Annotated in this window: 17 protein-coding genes; 6 read left to right on the forward strand and 11 right to left on the reverse strand. The window is 65.6% G+C overall.

Features of this window, described 5'->3' with window-relative positions:
* Positions 1 to 96: 96 nt before the first annotated feature.
* From FYJ91_RS04925 to FYJ91_RS04970, 10 genes are all read right to left on the reverse strand, one after another.
* On the reverse strand, positions 97 to 912 hold the full coding sequence (locus FYJ91_RS04925) for an SDR family NAD(P)-dependent oxidoreductase (protein ID WP_149521127.1): 816 nt from the start codon (positions 910 to 912) through the stop codon (positions 97 to 99).
* Positions 913 to 945: 33 nt separating this feature from the next.
* On the reverse strand, positions 946 to 1,356 hold the full coding sequence (locus tag FYJ91_RS04930) for a BLUF domain-containing protein (RefSeq protein WP_181008355.1): 411 nt from the start codon (positions 1,354 to 1,356) through the stop codon (positions 946 to 948).
* Positions 1,357 to 1,449: 93 nt separating this feature from the next.
* The gene (locus FYJ91_RS04935; RefSeq protein ID WP_149521129.1) at positions 1,450 to 2,856 is read right to left on the reverse strand and encodes an APC family permease; all 1,407 of its coding nucleotides are present in this window, start codon (positions 2,854 to 2,856) and stop codon (positions 1,450 to 1,452) included.
* A 140-nt stretch (positions 2,857 to 2,996) separates the two neighbouring features.
* A complete protein-coding gene (locus tag FYJ91_RS04940) occupies positions 2,997 to 3,770 on the reverse strand; it encodes an alpha/beta fold hydrolase (protein WP_149521130.1) in 774 nt (257 codons plus the stop codon).
* Positions 3,751 to 4,194 carry a GFA family protein gene (locus FYJ91_RS04945; RefSeq protein ID WP_149521131.1) on the reverse strand — a complete coding sequence of 148 codons (444 nt, stop codon included), beginning with the start codon at positions 4,192 to 4,194 and terminating at the stop codon, positions 3,751 to 3,753. The genes FYJ91_RS04940 and FYJ91_RS04945 overlap by 20 nt, the downstream gene beginning before the upstream one ends.
* 192 nt (positions 4,195 to 4,386) lie before the next feature.
* Complete coding sequence (locus tag FYJ91_RS04950; RefSeq protein WP_149521132.1) at positions 4,387 to 4,992, reverse strand: LolA family protein; 606 nt, start codon at positions 4,990 to 4,992, stop codon at positions 4,387 to 4,389.
* Positions 4,993 to 5,203: 211 nt separating this feature from the next.
* Positions 5,204 to 10,264, reverse strand: coding sequence for a DUF11 domain-containing protein (locus FYJ91_RS04955; RefSeq protein WP_149521133.1), 5,061 nt, complete (start codon positions 10,262 to 10,264; stop codon positions 5,204 to 5,206).
* Positions 10,265 to 10,280: 16 nt separating this feature from the next.
* Positions 10,281 to 11,381 (reverse strand): DUF11 domain-containing protein, encoded by a 1,101-nt coding sequence (locus tag FYJ91_RS04960; RefSeq protein ID WP_149521134.1) that lies wholly within the window; start codon positions 11,379 to 11,381, stop codon positions 10,281 to 10,283.
* Positions 11,382 to 11,410: 29 nt separating this feature from the next.
* Entirely contained in the window at positions 11,411 to 11,866 is a 456-nt protein-coding gene (locus FYJ91_RS04965; protein WP_181008356.1) for a DUF11 domain-containing protein, read from the reverse strand.
* 14 nt (positions 11,867 to 11,880) lie between these two features.
* A complete protein-coding gene (locus FYJ91_RS04970) occupies positions 11,881 to 12,852 on the reverse strand; it encodes a DUF11 domain-containing protein (protein WP_149521136.1) in 972 nt (323 codons plus the stop codon).
* Positions 12,853 to 13,128: 276 nt separating this feature from the next.
* Here FYJ91_RS04970 and FYJ91_RS04975 point away from each other — a divergent pair, with 276 nt between their 5' ends.
* The 5 genes from FYJ91_RS04975 (at position 13,129) to FYJ91_RS04995 (ending at position 18,406) form a co-directional block, all read left to right on the forward strand.
* Positions 13,129 to 13,806 (forward strand): TetR/AcrR family transcriptional regulator C-terminal domain-containing protein, encoded by a 678-nt coding sequence (locus FYJ91_RS04975; RefSeq protein WP_181008357.1) that lies wholly within the window; start codon positions 13,129 to 13,131, stop codon positions 13,804 to 13,806.
* Between the two features lie 16 nt (positions 13,807 to 13,822).
* Positions 13,823 to 14,599, forward strand: coding sequence for an SDR family oxidoreductase (locus FYJ91_RS04980; RefSeq protein ID WP_181008358.1), 777 nt, complete (start codon positions 13,823 to 13,825; stop codon positions 14,597 to 14,599).
* 29 nt (positions 14,600 to 14,628) lie between these two features.
* Entirely contained in the window at positions 14,629 to 15,384 is a 756-nt protein-coding gene (locus FYJ91_RS04985) for an alpha/beta fold hydrolase (protein WP_149521139.1), read from the forward strand.
* A 724-nt stretch (positions 15,385 to 16,108) separates the two neighbouring features.
* Positions 16,109 to 17,512, forward strand: a complete 1,404-nt coding sequence (locus FYJ91_RS04990; RefSeq protein ID WP_149521140.1) for an amino acid permease — start codon at positions 16,109 to 16,111, stop codon at positions 17,510 to 17,512.
* 72 nt (positions 17,513 to 17,584) lie between these two features.
* Positions 17,585 to 18,406 (forward strand): alpha/beta fold hydrolase, encoded by an 822-nt coding sequence (locus FYJ91_RS04995; RefSeq protein WP_149521141.1) that lies wholly within the window; start codon positions 17,585 to 17,587, stop codon positions 18,404 to 18,406.
* Between the two features lie 38 nt (positions 18,407 to 18,444).
* Here the strand turns inward: FYJ91_RS04995 and FYJ91_RS05000 are convergent, their stop codons facing one another.
* Complete coding sequence (locus tag FYJ91_RS05000) at positions 18,445 to 19,545, reverse strand: helix-turn-helix transcriptional regulator (RefSeq protein ID WP_181008359.1); 1,101 nt, start codon at positions 19,543 to 19,545, stop codon at positions 18,445 to 18,447.
* A gap of 146 nt (positions 19,546 to 19,691) precedes the next feature.
* Between FYJ91_RS05000 and FYJ91_RS05005 the strand changes: the two genes are divergently transcribed.
* The gene (locus tag FYJ91_RS05005) at positions 19,692 to 20,540 is read left to right on the forward strand and encodes an enoyl-CoA hydratase/isomerase family protein (RefSeq protein ID WP_149521143.1); all 849 of its coding nucleotides are present in this window, start codon (positions 19,692 to 19,694) and stop codon (positions 20,538 to 20,540) included.
* The last annotated feature ends 18 nt before the right edge of the window (positions 20,541 to 20,558 follow it).

Raw genomic sequence — 20,558 nt, forward strand, 5'->3', positions numbered from 1 at the left:
CTTCACGAAAATATCTTGATTGCCGCGATGTGAACATCGCCCACGCGCGCGGGTCAAGAGTGGGTCACTACCAATCCTCCCCCGCCAGGGGGCGGATCAGTGGGAATTCTCCCGGAACACCGGCACCACACCAACGGTCAGCCCGCCGTCGATCACAAGATCGAGCCCGTTGATATAGCCCGCCTCGTCGCTCGCCAGATACAGCGCGGCATAGGCGCTGTCCCACGCCGTTCCCTGCTTGCCCGTCGGCGATGCGGCGTGCCGCGCCGCGCGATAGGCTTCGCCGCGTTCGCCCATGTTGCGATAGGTCATCGGCGTATCGAGCATCCCGATCGTTAGCACGTTGGCGCGGATGCCCTTGGGCGCATATTCCCACGCAATCTTGCGCGTCATCTGCTTCAGCGCCGCCTTCGACATCGCGTAGGAGAAAGCCTGGCCCCGGTCGGTCGCGACATTGCCGTGGTGCGAGGAGACGGTGAGGATCACGCCCCGCCCCTGCGCCATCATCGGCGGAACCGCCGCGCGCGCCGCAAACCAGGCGCCCTTCATGTTGACGCCCATCACCCGATCGAAATCCTCTTCGGTCTCGGTCAGCAGATCGCCCCGGCTCGCGATACCGACGATGTGGAGCAGGATATCGATCCGGCCATGCGCCGCGATCGTCTCCGCAACCGCGCGGTCCATGTCGGCCGCGACCGCGACATTGGCTTCGATCGTCAGCGGGCGCGTGCCGGTCTCGTCCTCAATGATCGCAGCGGTCGCGGCAGCGGCCTGGGGATCGATGTCGGAGATAACGACGCTCGCCCCTTCGCGCGCGAACAGCACCGCCGCCGCCTTGCCGTTGCTCCAGTCATCGCTCTTCGCGCCGCCGCCATTGATCAGCGCCACCTTGCCGTCCAGCCGTCCAGCCATCGTCCTCTCCCATGTTTGGAGAGAGGGTAAGCGCTAACCGACGAACTCCACCATCAGATTCGCGAGCGCCCGGGCGGCGGCGGTGCGGGTCGCCTCGTTGGACGCCTCGAGGACGCGCATCACATAGCTCGCGACCCCGGTCGACGATCCCGAATAGGCCATGTTCCAACCCGCGCAGCGCCGCATCATCGCAGGGCCGCGTTGGACGACCCGCAGGTCCCGGTGACGCGGATCGTGGTGCAGCTTCTCGAGCAATGCCGCGACCGGCGCCTCATCGCCCTCCAGTATCTGGGCGAAGTGCGGCCCGGTGAAGAGCAGCGCGCCGGTGATGTCGGCGGTCGCGTTGAAATCGCGCGATACAGCGACGATACGGGCGACCTCGTGCGACGCCTCGTCCGCCGACAGGGTGCTGGTGCTGATATAGAGGAGAGAAATCAGGGACATCGTGACACCGTCGAAACGCGCCGAGCATGACGGCATCTCACCTGACCCAAAGACTGCCCCTGCGCCACCTACCATTTAGGGAATCGTGCAACTTTAGGCGAGCGCGGACCGATGAATCGAATAGCCGAAGTAGATGACGCATGCCGCCGCGATCCACACCGCGAACAAGGCATAGGTATCAGCCGGCAGGCCGACGATCAGATAGGCGCAGAAGCCGGCGCTCACGATCGGCAGGATCGGGAACAGCGGCACGCGATACCCCCGCGGAAGATCGGGCCGCGATCGGCGCAGCAGGATCACCCCGATCGAGACCGCGGCAAAGGCGATCAGCGTACCCATGCTCGTCAGGTTGACCAGCACGTCGAGCGGAAAGACGGCGGCGAGCAGCGCCACGCCGGCCGCCACGATATAGCTGTTCTGCCGCGGCACCCCGCGCCGCCCGTCGACCCGCTGGAACAGCTTGGGCAGCAGGCCATCCCGGCTCATCGCGTAAAGGATGCGAGTCTGCCCGTAGAGCACGACCAGGGTCACACTGAAGATCGACGCCATCGCACCCAACGCCAGCAGCACCGCCGGCCACGCCGCGCCCGTCAGATTGTGGAGGATCACCGCCAGCCCGGCTTCCTGGCCTGCAAAGGCCGTCCACGGTTGCGCGCCGATCGCGGCGATGGACACGAGTATATAGGCGGCGGTGACGATCAGCAGCGACAGGATAATCGCAAGCGGCAGGTTGCGCCGGGGGTTTTCGACCTCCTCGCCCGCGGTCGAAACCGCGTCGATGCCGATATAGGAGAAGAAGATCGACGAAGCCGCCGTTCCGATCCCCACCATCCCCTTGGGCGCGAAGGGGTGGAAATTGGCGGCCGAGAAATGCGCGATCGCGATCCCCACGAACAGCGCCAGCACCGCCAGCTTCGCGAACACCAGCACCGTGTTCGCGGTCGCCGATTCCTTCGCCCCGCGCAACAGCAGGATCAGGCACATGCCGATCAGGAGGATCGCAGGCAGATTGACCACGCCTCCGTTGCCCGGCGGCCGGGCGAGCGCGTCGGGGATGTGCCAGCCGGTCGTGATCGCGAGCAGTTCGTTCAAATATTGCCCCCAGCCGACCGCGATCGCCGAACAGGACACACCATATTCGAGCAGCAGGCACGCCCCGATCAGGAAGGCCGGCAACTCGCCCAGCGTCGCATAGGCATAAGAGTAGGATGATCCCGCGACCGGCACCGCCGACGCCAGCTCGGCATAACATAATGCGGTCAGCGCGGCGGTGATCCCCGCGATGACGAAGGAGAGCGTCACCGCCGGCCCCGCCTCGGGCACGGCAGTCGTCAGCGCGACGAAGATGCCCGTCCCGATCGTCGCCCCGACGCCCATCATCGTCAGGTGCAGCAGCCCGATCGATCGCGCGAGCTGCGGCCTGTCGGGATCGTCCTCGACGATGAAACCGGTGATCGGCTTGGCGCGGACCACGGCGGCGAAGAGGGTGGCGATGGTCATAGAACGCCTCTTATCAATCCTCCCCCGCTAGGGGGAGGTGTCAGCGCAGCTGACGGAGGGGGAGGATGCGATGATCTGGAGTTGGCCGCGGCCCTCCGTCGCCTTCGGCGCCACCTCCCCCTGGCGGGGGAGGATAAAGGTCAGAACCAGTTCGCGATCGCGTCGCCCATGTCGGGAAGCGTCACCGCGCTCATGTGATTGCCGGGAATTTCCACGAACGCAGCGTCGGGCAGCGCGTCGGCGAGCGACTTGGCCGAACCGTTGTCATTATCGTCGGCGCCGGTCAGCACCATGATCGGCATATCGAACCCGTCGAGCGCTGCGCGCGGGATCGCGGGAAAGCTGTCCATCAGCAGGAGCAGTGCCTCGGGATCGCCGCCCGTGGTCTTCAGGAAAGCTTCGGCCATCCACTCGGTCGAGAATTTCTGATGCGTGCCGCGCCCTTCGAGGACGCCGCGATAGAAATCCGCGCGGTTGGCCAGATCGAGCAGCCCTTCGAGGCCCATGCCCGACAGCATCGCCTTGCCCGGCTTCGCCCCGCGCGCCAGCATCCGCGCAGTCGTGCGCCCGCCCAGCGAATAACCACCCAGGTCATAGTCGCCCGGACCGAAGCCGAGTTGCTCGACGAGACCGAGATTGTCGTCGGCCAGAATATCGGGCGTGTAATCGGCCTTGTCGTGGCTGCGCGCGCTTTCGCCGTGGGCGCGCAGATCGGGCATAATCACCCGCCGGCCCTTCGCGGCCAGCTTTGCCGCATGACCATATTTTACCCAGTTGGTGAAAGCGTTCGAGAATAGGCCATGGATCAGGATCAGCGGGCGACCATCGGCCGGGCCCATCTCGTGCCAGGCCATCTGGTCGCCGTGCGCGCCCTTGAAATGGTGCGTGGTCAGGTCAGTCGGGGAGTTTGCCAACTTTGTTCATCCATCGGTCGACGGTGGAGGGGTTCTGATCGATCCGGTAGCGGGGCAAGTCCGTCGTGTCGATCCATGCTTCGTGCATCGTCTCCACGCCGAAATGATGCCTGGGCACGAAACGCGACGGATCGTCGAAGCTGCCGACGGTCAGGTCGATATTCTCGCTGTCGGGATAGGCGAAGCCGAGCGGCGTTCCGCATGCGGAGCAAAACGGCCGATGCGCGATCGGCGAGCTCGCATAATAGTCCGGCTCATGCGCCCAGTGCAGGTCGGCCTTCTTCAGATTGACGAACGCGATCGAAACCCCGCCTGTCGCGCGCTGGCACATCCGGCAGTGGCACAGATAAGCGTCGTCGCTAAATATCTGCGCGCTGTAACGCACGCGCCCGCACTGGCAGCCGCCGGTCATGGTCTGCTTCATGAGCGCAAGGATAATCGAAGCGGCCGGAAAAGGAATGGCCCTCGCTCCGGGGGCGAGGAGCGAGGGCCTACCTGGCGTTCTTCACGCGAGGCGGGACGCGATGTGACCCCGGACAACAGGGGGAATTCCGGGCACCGCGACCGCATGACCATCTCTAGACAAGCGTTCCTGTCGCCCACATGAACAGGGCGATTATTTACCGAGGCTGCGCGGGCGGGGATCGTCCCATTTGAACGTCCTGTCGCTGATCGGTGCGCCATAGGCCTGATTCGACAGCCGCACGGTCGATCGTCCGTTCTGCGCGTCGAGCACGGTCCAGCCCTGCAGGGCGAGCCCGCCCGGGCCGCTGCCCTTGGCGAAAACGATGCTGATCGTGCCGAATTCGGGATGCTTGGGATCGCGACCCTCCAGCATGATCGTGCCCGGCATCGGCGAGGGAACCGGCTTCACATAGCGCGCAATGTCGCGCTTGGGATCGATCAGCACCGACAAGGGCGATCCTCCGACCGGCCAGCGCGACACCTGTCGCACCGAATAGTCGATCATCGTCAGCCACTTTCCGTCACCGACGATCAACAGCGGCACGCCCTTTTCATATTGGAAGCGGATGCGGCCGGGCTGGCGCAGGGTGAGCTTTCCGCCCACCGCCTTGCCCATCTTGTCGGTCTGCACGAAATCGGCGGTCATCGTGGTGATCCCGCGCAAATGCGCCTGGACCTGATCGATCGTGGGCTCGGCCGCGGCGGCGGGGGCCGCGATCGAAATGGCGGCGATGATAGGCAGGATGAAGGGGCGCATGGGCTTCTCTTTATGTCAGGACGCTGCCCCTATGCCGGGCGCGGGCTGAATTGGGAATGAAGCCGTAACGAGGCGCGCACCAAAAAGCTCCTCCCCGATACGGGGAGGTGGCGCCGAAGGCGGCGGAGGGGGTTGGCCGCAAGCGATGCGCCCGGCCTCTCGCCCCCTCCACCGCTTCGCGGTCCCCCTCCCCGTACCGGGGAGGATTTAATTACCGAAACACCCCCTTCGCCTTGCCGCCGATCGTCGCGATCGACTGCTGGTCGAACTTCAGGCGCAGCGTCACATACGGCCCCTGCTTCAGATAGCGATTGTCCTCGAAATCGCGGTCGCGGAAGCCCTTCGCGTTATAACCCACGCTGATCCACAGATTGTCCGCCGGCGATACGCCCACCGAGGGACCGAAGCTGTAGGCCAAAGTCTTCTGCGTCCAGCTGTGCTGTACGTTGACGCTCAGCCCGACGTCGACGCGATGCCCGATGTCGCGGCGCAGATCGAAGCCCGTCACGTCGATCAGCCCATCGAACTTGTCGTCGTCGAACTTGCCCCGCACATATTTCACGCCGCTGTAGAGGGTTGCCTCCCACTTGCTCGGCCACGCCTCCAGTCCCGAGCGCCAGTTGACCGCCAGGTTGTTGACGATCCGGGTCGACAGCGCGTCCTGCCCGTTGGCGGTGCCCACGCCCAGGACATTGCCCGCGCCCACGCCCGCGTCGCCGCGCTCGTGCCGCACCTCCAGCCGCTCCAGCACCGCCCAGCGGCTGTCGAGCGGCCGCCACGCCACCGCAACATCGCCGGACATCAACGCCGCCACCGAACCGTTCTGGTTCTTGATCCGGTAGGCACGCAGGCTGGATGCGATCGTGCGCCCTTCACCCAGCCGGCGCATGACGTTGCTGGAAATGCCCCACCGATCGGCGCTTTCGCCCTTGCGCCCTTCGATGCGGCCGTTCCACGACCATTGGCCGTACTGGAAGCCGGCACCCAGGCTGATCGAGTCATAATCCTCGTTCAGCCGGCCGTCCTGCCCGATCGACCCGATCGTCGATACGGGCTGGAGCGGATTGACGATATCACCCTCAGCGATCTTGCCCTTGATCGTGCGGCTGCTGTCGAATCCGGCGTCCACCGTCCAATGCTCGCCGATCGGCAGCGACTGGGCCAGGCCGAACTGCGCGAAGCTGCGCGGCCCGTTCTCACCCACCACCTCCCGGTTGCCGGTCGTGCTGATCTTCGCCCCCGCCCAGGGGCTCAGTTCGAAACCTGCGCGGATGTTGCGCGCCGAATAACGCGCCCCTTCCGCAAACTCCGTGCCGCCGATCAGGCGCACGCTGTCGCTGATAGTCCACGCGGCCGATACGGTGCGGCGCACGGGGAAATCGAGGCTGTCCTTCTTGCCGCCCAGCGCGAACTGGTTCTCGGCCGCCACGGTCAGCTTGTGGTTGAAGAAATCGCGCGTGCCGCCGACGGCGATCAGGCGCGAGTCCCGCTCGACATTGGCATTGCCCTTGTCGTCGGCGATCTTGACCCCGGCGTGCAGGGTCATGTCGCTGCCCTTCCACTCCAGCCGCGCGTCGATCGCGTCGCGCGTCGCCGGGCCGGTCAGCGATTCCTGATGCCAGACGGAGGTGGAGGCCGACAGGCCCTTCCAGATGCGGATCCGCCCGTCCGCGCCATATTTGCGCGTCCCCGCCTCGACCACATTCTGCTGGCCCAGGCCGAAGCGCGCATCCTGCTGCCGCACATAGGCCAGCACGTCAGTACGGCTGTCGTGATGCTCGACCTCGGCGATATAGGCGCGGTTCTGCTTCAGCCCGTCCGGCCCGCCCGTCGCCGCCTCGGCGCGCAAAGTGGTGGTGCGCGTGATCTTGGCCTTCAGGTCGACGCCGCCCAGCGTCGCATTGCCCAACGTCTCGTCGCGGATCAGGTTCGCGCCCACCTCGACCCGGCCGTTCAGCAGGGTCGCGGCCGCGCGGCCGCCCGCCACCAGCCGCTTCGTGCCGGTACCGTACAGTTCGTAATCGGCGACGATGAAGACAGGATTGCCGTCCAGATCGCGGGTCGGCACCGGCGCCTTGAAGGTCAAAGTGCCGTTGGTCGCATCGACATCATAATCGATGTGGCGGCTCAGCTGGCGCGTCGCGATCACCAGTTCGGAACGGAAGCGATCGCGCGTTTCCAGCCGCACCAGATCGCTGTTCGGCACGATCTCGCGCGCCCGCAGGCGATAGGGACCGGTCAGGCCGTTGCCCTGAATCTCGTCGCGGCCGTGCAGGTCGTCGCTGTTCGCGGCGAAGGCGGCGATCGACACGCTCTTGGCGCGGAACTCGCTCTTGAAGCCGTTCAGCGTGCGATTGAACTTGGTCAGTTGCCCTTCGGTCAGGTCGGTGCGGAAATCGCCGAACAGAGCGTAGAATTGCTGCCGCTCCAACCGCAGGTACAGCTTGCCGCGCGTTGCCGCGTCATAGCCCTGCTGGCTACCGTCGCCATAGACGGTGTAATAACGATCGGGATCGATCACGCCCATCAGCCCGCGATCGCGATCGACCTTGCGGTCGCTGTCATAGGCGATCGTGGCGAGCCAGCTGCCCTTGATCCGGCCCTTGGCATAGAGCGCGACCTGGCCGTCGGTGATCGTGTCGCTCTTCTTCAGGCCGCCGGCCTTCTTAGCCTGGCCCGACAGCACCTGATGCCCGAACGTGCCCGCGCCGAAGCCCACGACCACCCAGTCGCGTGCCGCCGCCTGCAGCCAGGGGCGAACCTCCTCGGTGCGCGCACGGCCGTCGGTGGGGAAGCTGAACACCATCCGCGCGGCGCCCGCCTGTGCGGTGGGATCGAGCGGGATGTAGGCGATGCCTTCGTCACCCGTCACGCGCGCGGCCGGGCTGCTGTTGCCCAGCCCCTGCAGCGGGCGTGCTTCCTGCGCTGCCGTCTCCATCGCCGCGCGATAGGGCGCGTCGATCGTGAAGGCGGCGGGGGTGCCGGCGCGCACGGGCTTGCCCTCGCGGTCGGTCAGCCGCACCGCGATCACCGGCTTGGTCACGCCATCGGCGATCAGCTTGGAACGCTGCGGCAGATATTCGGCATGCGCGGCGACGTTGGCATAGTGGACCGTGCGGCGCAGGACGGCGACTTCGCGGCCGTTTGCGTCGGTCACACGCGCCTCGACCTGGTTGTCGCCATCCTTCAGCGGGACGCCGCTCCACTTGGCGATCGCGATCTGGCCATTGCCGTCGCCCTGATCGCGCAGCAGTTCGTCGACGGGCGCGCCGTTGACGCGCAACGCCACCTTCTGCCCCGGCAGATGCTTGATCACGACGCGCAGCACCGGCGCGCGCGGATTGTGGTCGGTGGTCGGGAACAGGAAATCGACCCCCGGCTCGATCCCGTCGAGCCAGTCGATCCCGTTGCCCGCCGCGCTCGCATCGTCGGCGGCCTGCGGAATCAGCACTTCCTCGGCCTTCTCCTTCGCCGGATCGCGATTGAGTACGAAATCGATGCGCTGCAGCGTGCCGCCCTGCCCTTCTACGAAGCGCGAGATCGCGCTGCCGGCGGTGCGGGTGTCCTTTTCGCAGTCGATCGGCGTCAGCGACGCCGGCAATCCGCCGACATCGAGCTGAACGACGTGCCTGCCAGCGCGAACCCCTTCAAAATGGTACAGACCATCCTTGTCTGTTACCACATAGGTTCCATCCTCCATCAGAATCCGGGCGTTGGCCACGCCCTTTCGCTGTTCGAAGGGAATCTCGCACGGCCCCTGGGTCACGCGGCCGATGATGGTGATGGCGTCGGTGTTCAGCAGCGAGCGGATGCGCACGGTCGCGCGCCCTTCGGCGCTGCGTTCGCCATTGGCGTTCATCGCGATCGCGCGGTTCAGCGCCTCGCCGACGGGCGCGCCGGGCGTAACCTCGACCGTATAGCGGATTTCGGCCGCACTTCCCGGCCGCATCAGCGGCGCACGGAAGGTCAGGCTGCGTCCGTCGCCCGAAACATCGGGCTCGGCAATGCCGCGCGTCGATCCACGGCGATAGCGAAGCCCGGCGGGCAGGACGTCGCTGATCGTCACGCCGACCGCCGACAGATTGGCGTCGCGGTTCACCAGGCGCAGGCGGTACTGGATCACATCGCCGGGCGAAGCGGTGCGGGTCGAAGCCACCTTGTCGAGGGTCAGCGCGGCATTGCCGGGATCGAGCGGAATATCGACCTGCAGCGGCTCGGGATCCGACAGCAGGAAGGCCTGTCCATAGGACGGGCCGTCGATGATATAGCTGCCGGCCGGCCCTTCCAGGGTCGCGAGCTGGGCGGGCGTCGCGACAGAGGGAGCGGCATAGCCTTCCGGCGGTTCGATCTTGAGGTGATAACGGCCCGCCGCGAGCAGCGGGAAGCGATACCGGCCGGGCGAGCCGGGATAGAGGGCGCCGCTGGCGTCGGAGACGGTCTCGCCGCTCAGCATCGTGTTGGGATAGGCGCTAACCCCGTCGTCACCGAACACCTGGGCGGGCAGTCCGGTGGCGTCGTTGATCACGGTGATACGGGCGCCGTTGACGACCTGGCCCGTAACCGAGTCGAAAACGAACCCAAATGGATCGATCAGCGCATCATCGTCACTGTCATTGGTTCCTTCGTCGTCGCCGTCGAAGTTAACGTGCAGCTTGTCGCGGCGCAGCGTCTGGATCTGGCAGTCATCCTGAACGACCTGGGCGATGGCGCTCGGAATGGCCCCCGAAAAGACGCCGGTGTCCACACCGGTCTCGTCGAGCGTAAGATGTTCGACGTCGCCACGCCCCGACGTGAGCGTGACCTTGGCATGATCGCGCGCTTCGGGGTCGAGGTTGCCGGTCGGGTTGATCAGTTCGATCAGGATCGGCGCCGTCGAAGAATAGCTGTGCGTATCGCTATAGGCGCTCGCGGGTGGTTCGTTGCTCAGATCGTTATGATCATGGGCATGATCGGATCCGTTGAGCGCGTTCATCCCGCTTGTGCAGATCGCCGCGGGAATCTCCCCGGCATAATTGGCGGCAAGGCGGGTGAAATGGATCTTTGCGGGCGTTCCTGCCGCGCGGGTGACTTGCACGGTGTTCGACGTCGACACATGCGCGGCACCGCCTGCGCGAAAGGACATCGTGGCCGTGTTGGAAATGGGTGCGGCCCCCGAAGCGGTCGATACGACCGCCGCGAAGGCACATAGCGCGCGCGCCAGCGGGCGGCGGACGAAGCCCAGGGAGTTGGCTTCGCCGCCGCCCGCGCGCTGCCGCGCGTTCAAGGCAGACAATAGGCGCAAGTGCGCTTTAGTTGACGGTCACGCGGAAGCGGGTCGTCACCGTGCTCAACGCCGGGACGGCCGCGATCAACGAATGGATCTTCGTATTGTCGAACGAACCCGTCGTGCCGTCGGCATCGTCGGCGCCGCTCGTATCGTCATCCTCGAACGAGCCGTCGGCGACGCACGCACCCAGCAGGGTCGAACCGCCGACATAGAGGCTGCCCGGAACATAGGTCGAATTGGCGGGGATGGCGTCTTCCACCACCACGTCCTGCGCCGTACCGGGGCCGGCATTCGCCACCTGGATACAATATTCCACGGTCGCGCCCGGAATCGCCTTGGGCAGCAGCGAACCGTTGACCGGATCCATGATCGTCGTCGCGGTCTTGATCGCGGTGACGGCGGCGGTGCCCACGACATATTCGTCGAAGGCCGAGAAACGGCCGTCGCGGACCAGATCGATCGCGCCCGCGCCGTCGGCGAAGACGTTGTCGACGGCGCCCGGATTGTCGCCCAGCAGCGACGCGATCGTATCGGCGCCCAGCGCGCCGCCCGTGCCGCCGGTCGCGGCGACGGCGGTCAGCGAAATCCCGGCCACCGCGTTGGACGGGCCGGTCGCGGGAATGTCGGCGACGATGAACACCGCCACGCTGGCGTCGGGCGCCAGTTCGTCGACGAAGGTGCCGGTGTCGACGCCCGCATCGTAGATCCCGTTGCCGTTGCTATCGACGAAAACGCGGATGTTGCTGACCGTGTAATTGTCCTGATGCCCGAAGATCGTCGAAACGAGCGCGAGCTGCTCGATCGCGAACAGGCGATAGTCCATCACCGAGTTGGTGTTGTTGGTGACGGCGAAGGTCGTCACCTGGTTGGTCGAACCGAAGGTCACGGTCGTCGCCGCGCCGCCGACTTCGGACACCGTGACGTTGACCTTGCGATCGACCAGGAAGTTCGCGGCGTTCGACGAGACCGCATTCTGCGCGGTGCCGCCGACCGAGAAGTTCACGGTCGCGGTGTTCGTCACGGTCGTGCCCGCGACGGTGCCGGCGGCATGCGCGATGCCGGGCATTGCCAGCGCCAGGGCAGAGCCCGACAGCAGCAAGGGTTTGATAAGCTTACGCAACATGACAGACTACTCCCTGTTGAAAACGAAAATCAGCGGACGACCGCGTGAAAAGAAACCTGGCCCGATGCGCCCGGCGCGATCGCCTGGTTCAGGTGCCAGCGCAGCTGACGAACATCGGTGAGGCGGGCGGGACGGCGGCTGCCGTCGGTGCCGGCGACCGTGAGCGAGGCGAGCGGGCCGAACTGGACCCCGTCGACCGACATTTCGGGCTCGCCGCCGTCACCAGCGCCGCGATAGAGCATGTCGGCCGGAACCGGGTTGTTCAGCACCACATCGCGCGCGGCCTGATCGCCGGTGTTCTTGTAGGCCAGGACATAGACCATGTGGTCGCCCGGCACGGCCTTGGCCGCCGGCGTGAGACGTTCGGTGCCCGCGACAGTCTCCACGCGCAGTACGCGGGCATCGAGGGTGATGCCGCCGGCCAGCGCCGGAACGGCCGAAAAGGCCGCGAACATCGCGGCCAGCCGGGCTGTGGTGCGGGTCATGGTGTCACTCCATTTCATTGAATTCGAACCTGAAAGCTGACGGTGCGGGTCGCGGGCGCGGGCACGTTGCCCAGCGCGACGGAAATGCCCGATCCGTTGAAGTTGCCCGCATCGCCATCGCCCGCGTCGCTCAGCGCGGCGCCGTCGAGCTTGAGGCTACCCGCGACATAGGCGGTGCCGGCCGGGATCGGATCGGCGATGACGACATCGCTCGCGGTGCCCCCCCCGGTGAAGCGGCCTTCCAGCGTGTAGGTGATGATCGCGCCGCGCATCGGCGTCTCGCTGCCGTCGCGCGCCTTGATCGCCTGCGTCTTGACCAGTTCGGCCTGGACTTCCTGAACCGAGGTGGTGCGGATCGGCCGACCGTTCACGTGGCCGCCGGTGCCGCCGATCACGACGTCGCTGCCGCTTTCGCCCGCGCCGGTGATTACCTCGCCCACGCGACGGCGGCCGAAGCGCGAGGATACGGGCAGTTCGACCGTGCTGCCGTCGAGCGTCCCGGTGCCCAGCACGAACACGCGATAGCGCGCGAACGGGCGCAGCAGCGGGGTTTCGGTGCCGGCAGGGATGCGGGGATCGATGCCCGGCTCGTAGCAGCCATTGTCATTGGCGTCGGCGGCGAGGCCGGTGACCTGGAAATTGCCGGTAGCGACCGGCTCGCCGATGATGAAGCTCTCATCGCCATTGCCGGTGTTGAGGATTTCGAAGCCGACCGCGGTCACATCCCCGGTCGGGTTGCTGCAGGCGGGCAGCGGATCGACGGTGAAGTCGATCAGTTCGTCCACGCGCGTGCTGACGGGGTTGGACGCAATCGTGCTGGTCTGGCCGTCGATGCCATATTGGACCTGGGCGACGTTGCGGATGGCGGTGCCCGCTTCGGTCGCCGCATGAACCGGATTGATCGACAGGCAGGCGATCAGCGCTGTCGCCGAAGCAACAGCGCCGGCCCATGCCCGGCGACCAATCCGAAGTTCAAGCAAACGCAACAGAACGCAACTCCCCTAACGCATGTTCGGGGGTGCGCTCGCTTGCTTAATCAGGAGTTATTTTCGGTCGCGACAAACGGTCTCGACGCCATTTGCTAATCGCCATTCTAATACTGAGGTATAACTTTGGGTGGCGCGTTTATACTAAGGTCGAAGCCCCGAACCGCCCATGGCGCGAAGGTCTGCGCGAACCTGACAAGCCGCCGAATCACCTTCAGTTATGTCAGTAAGCATTTCCCGAATTGCCTTCCGAAAATGGTCCGCTATCCAACGTCCATGACCGCGCGTAACCAGACCATATCCGCATCCCCCACCCCGCGACGCCCACAGGGCCGCCCGCGCCGGCTGACGATCGACACCATCATCGACACGGCCTGCGAGATCGGAATCGACCGGCTCGACATGGCGGGGCTCGCCGCGAAGCTCGGCACCGGGGTTGCGACGCTGTACGGCTATGTCGACAATTACGATCACCTGGTTCACCTGACGCTGCAGCGGCTGGCGCGCAGCACGCTGATCGTCGATCATGGACAGAGCTGGCAGGCGGTGCTGCGCGAACATGCCGCCGCGATCTTCGCGGTCTATCGCCGCCACCCGCAGCTGATCGGCCATATGATGGACGGCACGCGCCGCACCTTGGCCGATATCGTCTATTTCGATCATGTAGTGAAGCTGCTGGTCGATCGCGGGATCGCTGCCCCGCGCGCGCTGTCGCTCTATTTCGAAGTCAACCAGATCGTGGTCGGCGCCGCGGTGGGCATGCATTATCGCGCGTCGGCCGAAGCGGCAGCGGGCGGGCCGGACGCCTTGCGCCAGGAACTGATCGCAGCCTGCGACGCCAGCGGCCTTCCGGCGCTGGGCGAAGGCTTTGCCACCGCCGGCCTGCCGCCCGCGCTGGGCGACTATGAGCGGGCGCTCGAACGGCTGATCGCGGAGTATGACGCGACACCATAAAGGGGAGGCAGGGGCGATGAGGTCGATCTTCATAACGGGCGGTGCCAGCGGCATTGGTCATGCGACCGCAAAACTGTTCGCGAGCAAGGGCTGGCGCGTCGGGATCGGCGACATCCAGCAGCCGAAGGAACCGATCGACGGCGTCGCCTTCTTCTCCCTCGACGTGCGCGATCGCGATCAGTGGCACGCCGCGCTCGATGCCTTTTGCGGCGGCCCCGAGGGCGCGCTCGACGTCCTCGTCAACAATGCCGGCATCGTCCGCTACGGCCGCTTCGTCGCGAGCAATCCGACGGATTCGGATCTGCTGGTCGACATCAACATCAAGGGCGTGATCAACGGCTGCCACATCGCGCTGCCCCATCTGCGTGCCGGAACCCGTCCGGCTATCGTCAACATGGCCTCGGCCGGCGCGATCTATGGCGGGGCCGACCTGGCGGTTTACAGCGCAACGAAGTTCGCGGTGCGCGGGCTTTCCGAGGCGCTGGACGGCGAGTTCGCGCCGCTGGGCGTCGACGTGCGCTGCGTGATGCCGTGGTTTACCGACACGCCGATGGTCCACCAGAGCGGGTTCGATCGCAACACCTCGCTCAATGACGAGATGGCGCGCAATGGTTCGCATGCGCCCGCCATGCCCGCTGCGGCGGTGTGGGACGCGGTGCACGGCAAGGCGCTGCACTATCCGGTGGGGCGGCCGACCAAGATCTTCCGGCTGTTCGCGCGGATCTTCCCCGATGCGATGCGAAACGTCGCACGCAAGGGGGTGATGAAGAAGGATGCCGCGCGGCGCGTCTGATTTCGACACAAGAAACAGGAGAGAGACTGATGGCGACCTTCGTACTGATCCACGGAATGTTTCATGGCGGCTGGTGCTGGGACAAGGTGAAGGCCGCGCTGGAGGCGGACGGCCACATCGTCCACGCGCCCGATCTCGCCGGTTGCGGCAAGGATCAGACCCCGCCGATGCAGGTGACGCTGCAGCGCTGGACCGACGATCTGGCAGCGCTGCTCAACGGGATCGACGGCAAGGTCGTGCTGCTGGGCCACAGCCGCGGTGGCCTGCCGATCAGCCAGGTCGCCGAGACGGTGCCTGAGAAGATCGCCGCGCTCGTCTATCTGACCGCGTTGATGCTGCCGAATGGCAAAGCCGCAATGCACATGGCCGATATCGGCGCCGAAGCCGGGATCGAGTTGCAGATGGGCCTGATCACGCCGCGCCCCAATGCCGACGGCACCGCCCTGCTCCCCAACGAAGGCGCGGACGAGATATTCTATGGCGATTGCAGTGAGGAGGACCGCGCCTGGGCGATCCCGCAGGTCGGCCACGAACCGATGATCCCGCTGGCAACCCCGGTCTCGCTGACCGCCGAGCGTTACGGATCTATCCCGCGCATCTACATCGAAACGACGCTCGACCGCACCCTCCCGATCTCGAACCAGCGCGCGATGATCGCCGTGTCGAGGCCGACCGAGGTCATCACCTTCGAATGCGATCACATGCCCAACGTGACGCACGTACCCGAACTGGTCAGGGCGCTGGAGGACATCGCCGCGCGTTATGCCGAGCGCGAGACAGCCTGACCCGGGCTCATCGTCATTGCGCGGAGTCGCAGACGACGAAGCAATCCGGACCCGTACTGGAGAAGGCCAGGAGCCTCTCACATGCGGGCCTGGATTGCTTCGCTAAGCTCGCAATGACGAGAGTCTTGACAAAATGAACCATTTAGGTTATTCACTTACCCATCCCCTCGCCGACGGGCGGGACGGATGCAGGACCGGCCCGGAGCAGAGCTCGCTCCGTTTCCGGGCCGTGAAAAGGTCGGCGCGAAGTCATCCGGACTCCCGCCGGCATGTGCTGGTAAAACCGCCGGTGTGCGGAAGCGGATTTGGGTTTCGAAGGAAAGACAGGGCCGATCCACTGCGGGCGTCACAGCCCGCATCCCGGGTAGCCCCGACCGGACAGACCTTTTCCCAATCCCATCACCGGGGTCGCCTCGCAAGGGCGGCCGCAGCCAATCGTTGGGCGCGCCCATAGCCTGGTGACAGGCTCGGGCCCACGCTCCGCCGGCCCCAGCCATGCCCGCACCAGACCACCCTGTTACCCGCGTCCGGGTGCCCCATTGGCAGGACGCGTCGACCTCTCCCTGTCCTGATTCTACGCCACAAATGCGTCCGCGGCAGATCGCTCCTCTTCCCGCCTCGTAGATTGCCGGATGGGCGATCTAGCCTCTTCACACGGCGGCTTGGGGTGACGACGTCCCCAAACGGCGATACGCTCCGCCCCAACACGAACGGAGCAACGACAATGGCGGATTGGATGCGGCGCAAGCCGATCGGGCGGCTCGCGGCGCAGGCCGACGGTGCAGGACTCGTCAAGAGCCTGTCCTGGCCGCATCTGCTGGCACTCGGGGTGGGCGCGATCGTGGGGACGGGTATCCTGACCCTGATCGGCGTCGGCGTCGACCGCGCGGGTCCGGCGGTGCTTCTGTCCTTCGCGATCGCCGGTGCGATCTGCGCGTGCGCGGCGCTGGCTTATGCCGAATTGTCGACGATGATGCCCGCGGCGGGCAGCGCTTACACCTACAATTATGTCGTGCTGGGCGAGATATTCGCCTGGGTCGTCGGATGGAGCCTGATCCTCGAATATTCGCTGGTCGTCTCCACCGTCGCGGTCGGATGGTCGGGCTATGCGGCGCCGTTGCTCGCGGGCGTGGGCTTCCCGGCCGAGTTGGCGAAGGGGCCGGAACTGGGCGGCCTGATCAACCTGCCCGCGATCTTCATCATCGCGGTGGTGGCGGGGTTGCTGATGGTCGGCACGCGCGAAAGCGCCCGGCTCAACAGCGTGCTGGTGATCATCAAGATCGCAACCCTGATCCTGTTCGTCGCCGTCACCCTGCCCTATTTCCAGGCAGACAATCTCCACCCCTTCATGCCATTCGGCTTCGCCAAGATGGCCAGCCCCGACGGCGTAGAGCGCGGCGTGATGGCCGCCGCCGCGATCATCTTCTTCGCCTTTTACGGCTTCGACGCGATCTCGACCGCGGCCGAGGAGACCAAGCGACCCGAACGCGATCTGGCGATCGGGATCGTCGGCTCGCTGGTGATCTGCACGCTCATCTATATCGGCGTCGCGGCCGCCGCGGTGGGCGCGATCCCCTTCACCCGCTTCGCCGACAGCCCCGAGCCGCTCGCGCTGATCCTGCGCGAAATCGGGCGGCCGGGGGTGGCACAGATCGTCGCAGCCGCCGCCGTGATCGCGCTGCCGACGGTGTTGCTCGCTTTCCTCTACGGGCAGAGCCGGATCTTTCTGGTGATGGCGCGCGACGGCTTCCTGCCGCCGAGCCTTGCTGCGATCTCCAAGCGCGGTACGCCCGCACGGATCACCGCGCTGACCGCGGTGCTCGTCGCGATCCTGGCGGGCGTGCTGCCGATCGACCAGATCGCAGCGCTGGCCAATGCGGGGACGTTGATCGCGTTCATGTCGGTCGGCGCGTGCCTGATCGTACTGCGCAAGCGTTCGCCCGAGCTGCCGCGCCCGTTCCGCGCGCCGCTGGCATGGCTGGTCGGGGTCGGCGCGATCGCCGGCTGCCTCTATCTGTTCGTCAGCCTGCCGAGCCGGACCCTGCTCTACTGCCTGATCTGGAACGCGATCGGGCTGGCGGTCTATTTCGGCTATGGACGTCGCCGGGCGCTGCTGGGTTCCAGCTAAGTCGAAGCCGTAACGACCGGATCGAAATCGGCCGCACAGGGTTCAGGGGCTCTACAACAGGAGAACCTCCCCATGCCCACCGTCAACGCCCGCGATGGAGCGCCGCTTCACGTCAAGGATATGGGCACCGGCCCCGCCGTGATCCTGATTCACGGATGGCCGCTGACGGGCGACATGTGGGAATATCAGACACTCGCGCTGATCGAGGCCGGCTATCGCGTCATCACCTACGACCGGCGCGGCTTCGGCCATTCGGCGCATCCCGCGCGCGGCTACGACTATGATAATTTCGCCGACGATCTGGCCGACATCATCAACGATCTGGCGCTGAGCGACGTATCGCTGGTCGGCTTCTCGATGGGTGGCGGCGAGATTGCGCGCTACCTGTCGCGCCACGGCGCGTCGAAGGTGAAGCGCGCCGCGCTAGTGAGTTCGGTGGTGCCGTTCCTTCTCAAGCGCGACGACAATCCCGACGGCGTTCCGCTGAACGTGTTCGACGACATGAAGGCAGAGATCCGAAAGGACCGATTTGGTTTCCTGCAAACCTTCGCCAAGACCTTCTACGGCGTCGGTCTGGTCTCCAAACCGGTGTCGAGCGCGCTGCTCGACTGGACCTTCATCCTCGCCATCATGGCTAGCCCGAAGGCGACGCTCGACTGTATCACCGCGTTCGGCGAAACCGATTTCCGTCCGGATCTGAAGTCCTTCACGATCCCGACGCTGGTGATCCACGGAACCGCAGACAAGACCGTGCCGATCGATCCAACCGGCCGCGCGGCCGCGGCTGGCATCACCGGCGCGACCTTGATCGAATATGACGGCGAACCTCACGGCCTGTTCGCCACCGCGCCCGAGCGGTTGAACGCCGACCTGCTGGAGTTTTTGGCGCGGTAGCTTCGTCATCCTCTCCCGCCAGGGGGAGGAATCAAATGTCACCACACTGCGTTTGCGTGGGCCAATACGAGCGCCACCAGTTGCGACTGGCGCTCGACATCGGCCTTGGCGAAGATCGAGCGGAGGTGGACGCGTGCCGTCCCTTCCGAGATCGACATCGCCACCGCCGCTTCCTTGATGCTCATCCCGCCCGCCAGGGCGCTGACCAGTTCGGCCTCGCGCGCGGTGAAACCGAAGACGTCGATCAGGAAGGCGGGCGGGACGACGCGCTGGATGCCGCCTTTCAGCAGCACGATGATCGCGGCGGCATGATCCTCGTCGACCAGAACCTCACGATCGACCGCGCGAAGCTGCAGGCTCCAGAAGCCGCCATCGGCACGGCCACGCGCGATCAGCGTGCGCTGGCGCGGTTCCTCCCCGGCCAACAGCGCCTCGCAGGCGCGCTCGAACCGTCTCTCGCTGTCGCGATCGACGCAGTGGAGCGTCTCGTGCGCCACGAACAGCCCGTCGCGACCGTCGACAATCTTCTGGGCGAACTGGTTGGCGAGGAGGACGTGGCGCTCGCGGTTGAGGACGATCGATCCGATCGCCAGACTGCGCGTCACCTCGTCATGAACGTCACGCTGATAACCGGTCAAGACCGAGCCTGCATAACCGCGCAGCGCCACGCGCAGACGCGGTTCCAGCAACTCGAACAATTCGCGCTCTGCCGCACCGAAACGCCCTTCCCCCTCCACCCGGGCGCAGCGCAGGAAGACGCGCAGGCCCGATTTGGGATCGACCACGTTGATCGCCAGCAGATCGATCAGCCCGAGTTTGCGCAGGTGATCGCGGTAATAAGGATGCCGCTCCAATTCCTTGCCCGGCAGCAATTCGGACAAGATCGCCGCCTTGCGATCGGGCAGAGTGCGGAAGGGATCGGTCTCCCGCGGGACCCGCTCGAAACTGTCCATGCCCGATGGGTGGACCTTTGAATTGAGCATGATCCCGCGCCGCCGCTCGTTTGGAAAGCTCAGGTGGAGCGTCGCGTAGCTCGATCCGGTCGCCTCGGCCAGCAGCTTGAGGAAACGATCCCACGGCGGATCTTCGAGACTGCCCGCGTAGATGGCGTCGATCAGGGTGGCGGGATCGGGGGACATGGATGCCCTATCCCAAAATAGGTAGGCGCGCGCAACCGGCGATCCACTCCAAATATGGTAGCTCGGCGTAGGACAGGCACGGTAGGAAGAATCGACGCGCAGTGGGTCCATAGAGACCCAACGGAAGAGGCCTGAGAGGAGCGGACATGTTCACAAAGCTCGACGACTATAAGAACAAGTATCGCAACATCACGTTCGAGCGCCGCGACGGCATCCTCCTGATGACCTTCACGACCGACGGTGGCCCGCTCAAGTGGAGCGCGATGCCCGACGGTCCGCAGCACGAGGCGGGTGCGGCTTTCTTCGACGTGGGCCACGATCCCGAAAACAAGATTGTGATCCTGACGAGCGGCGGCGACCGCTGGTGCACCGATTACGACCTGGAAAATTATCCCGATCAGGAAGGCGTGACGCCTTTGTGGTGGGACTATCTCTACCGCGCAGAGCGCGACCTGTTCACCCAGTTACTCGACATTCCGGTCCCGGTGATCGGCATCGTCAACGGGCCGGCGACCTATCACGCCGAAATCCCGCTGCTGTCGGACGTCGTGCTGGCCGCCGATGACGCCTTCTTCCGCGACGATTCGCACATCGCGGTCGGCGTGGTCGCGGGCGACGGCATCCAGGTGCTGTGGCAGATGCTGGTCGGGATCAACCGCGCGCGGGCGATGCAATATCTCCACCAGTCGATCAGCGTCGATGACGCCGTGACGCAGGGCTTCGTCGCGGAAAAGCACCCGCGCGAAAAGCTGCTGGCGCGGGCCTATGAAGTCGCCGAAAACCTGATCAAGACCTGCTCGCCCGTCACCCTGCGCAACACGCGGCTGACGATGACGCAATATATCAAGACCCGCCTCTTCAACGAGCATCCGGGCAGCTACGCGCTTGAAGGCCTGGCGCAGGTGATGCGCCCGCAGCTGGCGAGCGCGCCCGACGTCGAGGTCTGGCACTCGCGTCACCCGAACAAGGGCAGCATCAACATCGGCCACGATTGAGGCGCATGAGTTAAAAAG

The sequence above is a fragment of the Sphingomonas montanisoli genome (genome assembly GCF_008274695.1).
GTDB lineage: Bacteria > Pseudomonadota > Alphaproteobacteria > Sphingomonadales > Sphingomonadaceae > Rhizorhabdus > Rhizorhabdus montanisoli.

What these genes read in the sequence shown, in the direction of transcription:
- FYJ91_RS04925 (WP_149521127.1), bottom strand. Translation starts at nt 912, where the DNA reads ATGGCTGGACGGCTGGACGGCAAGGTGGCGCTGATCAATGGCGGCGGC.
- FYJ91_RS04930 (WP_181008355.1), bottom strand. Translation starts at nt 1,356, where the DNA reads ATGTCCCTGATTTCTCTCCTCTATATCAGCACCAGCACCCTGTCGGCG.
- FYJ91_RS04935 (WP_149521129.1), bottom strand. Translation starts at nt 2,856, where the DNA reads ATGACCATCGCCACCCTCTTCGCCGCCGTGGTCCGCGCCAAGCCGATC.
- FYJ91_RS04945 (WP_149521131.1), bottom strand. Translation starts at nt 4,194, where the DNA reads ATGAAGCAGACCATGACCGGCGGCTGCCAGTGCGGGCGCGTGCGTTAC.
- FYJ91_RS04950 (WP_149521132.1), bottom strand. Translation starts at nt 4,992, where the DNA reads ATGCGCCCCTTCATCCTGCCTATCATCGCCGCCATTTCGATCGCGGCC.
- FYJ91_RS04960 (WP_149521134.1), bottom strand. Translation starts at nt 11,381, where the DNA reads ATGTTGCGTAAGCTTATCAAACCCTTGCTGCTGTCGGGCTCTGCCCTG.
- FYJ91_RS04965 (WP_181008356.1), bottom strand. Translation starts at nt 11,866, where the DNA reads ATGACCCGCACCACAGCCCGGCTGGCCGCGATGTTCGCGGCCTTTTCG.
- FYJ91_RS04975 (WP_181008357.1), top strand. Translation starts at nt 13,129, where the DNA reads ATGACCGCGCGTAACCAGACCATATCCGCATCCCCCACCCCGCGACGC.
- FYJ91_RS04980 (WP_181008358.1), top strand. Translation starts at nt 13,823, where the DNA reads ATGAGGTCGATCTTCATAACGGGCGGTGCCAGCGGCATTGGTCATGCG.
- FYJ91_RS04985 (WP_149521139.1), top strand. Translation starts at nt 14,629, where the DNA reads ATGGCGACCTTCGTACTGATCCACGGAATGTTTCATGGCGGCTGGTGC.
- FYJ91_RS04990 (WP_149521140.1), top strand. Translation starts at nt 16,109, where the DNA reads ATGGCGGATTGGATGCGGCGCAAGCCGATCGGGCGGCTCGCGGCGCAG.
- FYJ91_RS04995 (WP_149521141.1), top strand. Translation starts at nt 17,585, where the DNA reads ATGCCCACCGTCAACGCCCGCGATGGAGCGCCGCTTCACGTCAAGGAT.
- FYJ91_RS05000 (WP_181008359.1), bottom strand. Translation starts at nt 19,545, where the DNA reads ATGTCCCCCGATCCCGCCACCCTGATCGACGCCATCTACGCGGGCAGT.
- FYJ91_RS05005 (WP_149521143.1), top strand. Translation starts at nt 19,692, where the DNA reads ATGTTCACAAAGCTCGACGACTATAAGAACAAGTATCGCAACATCACG.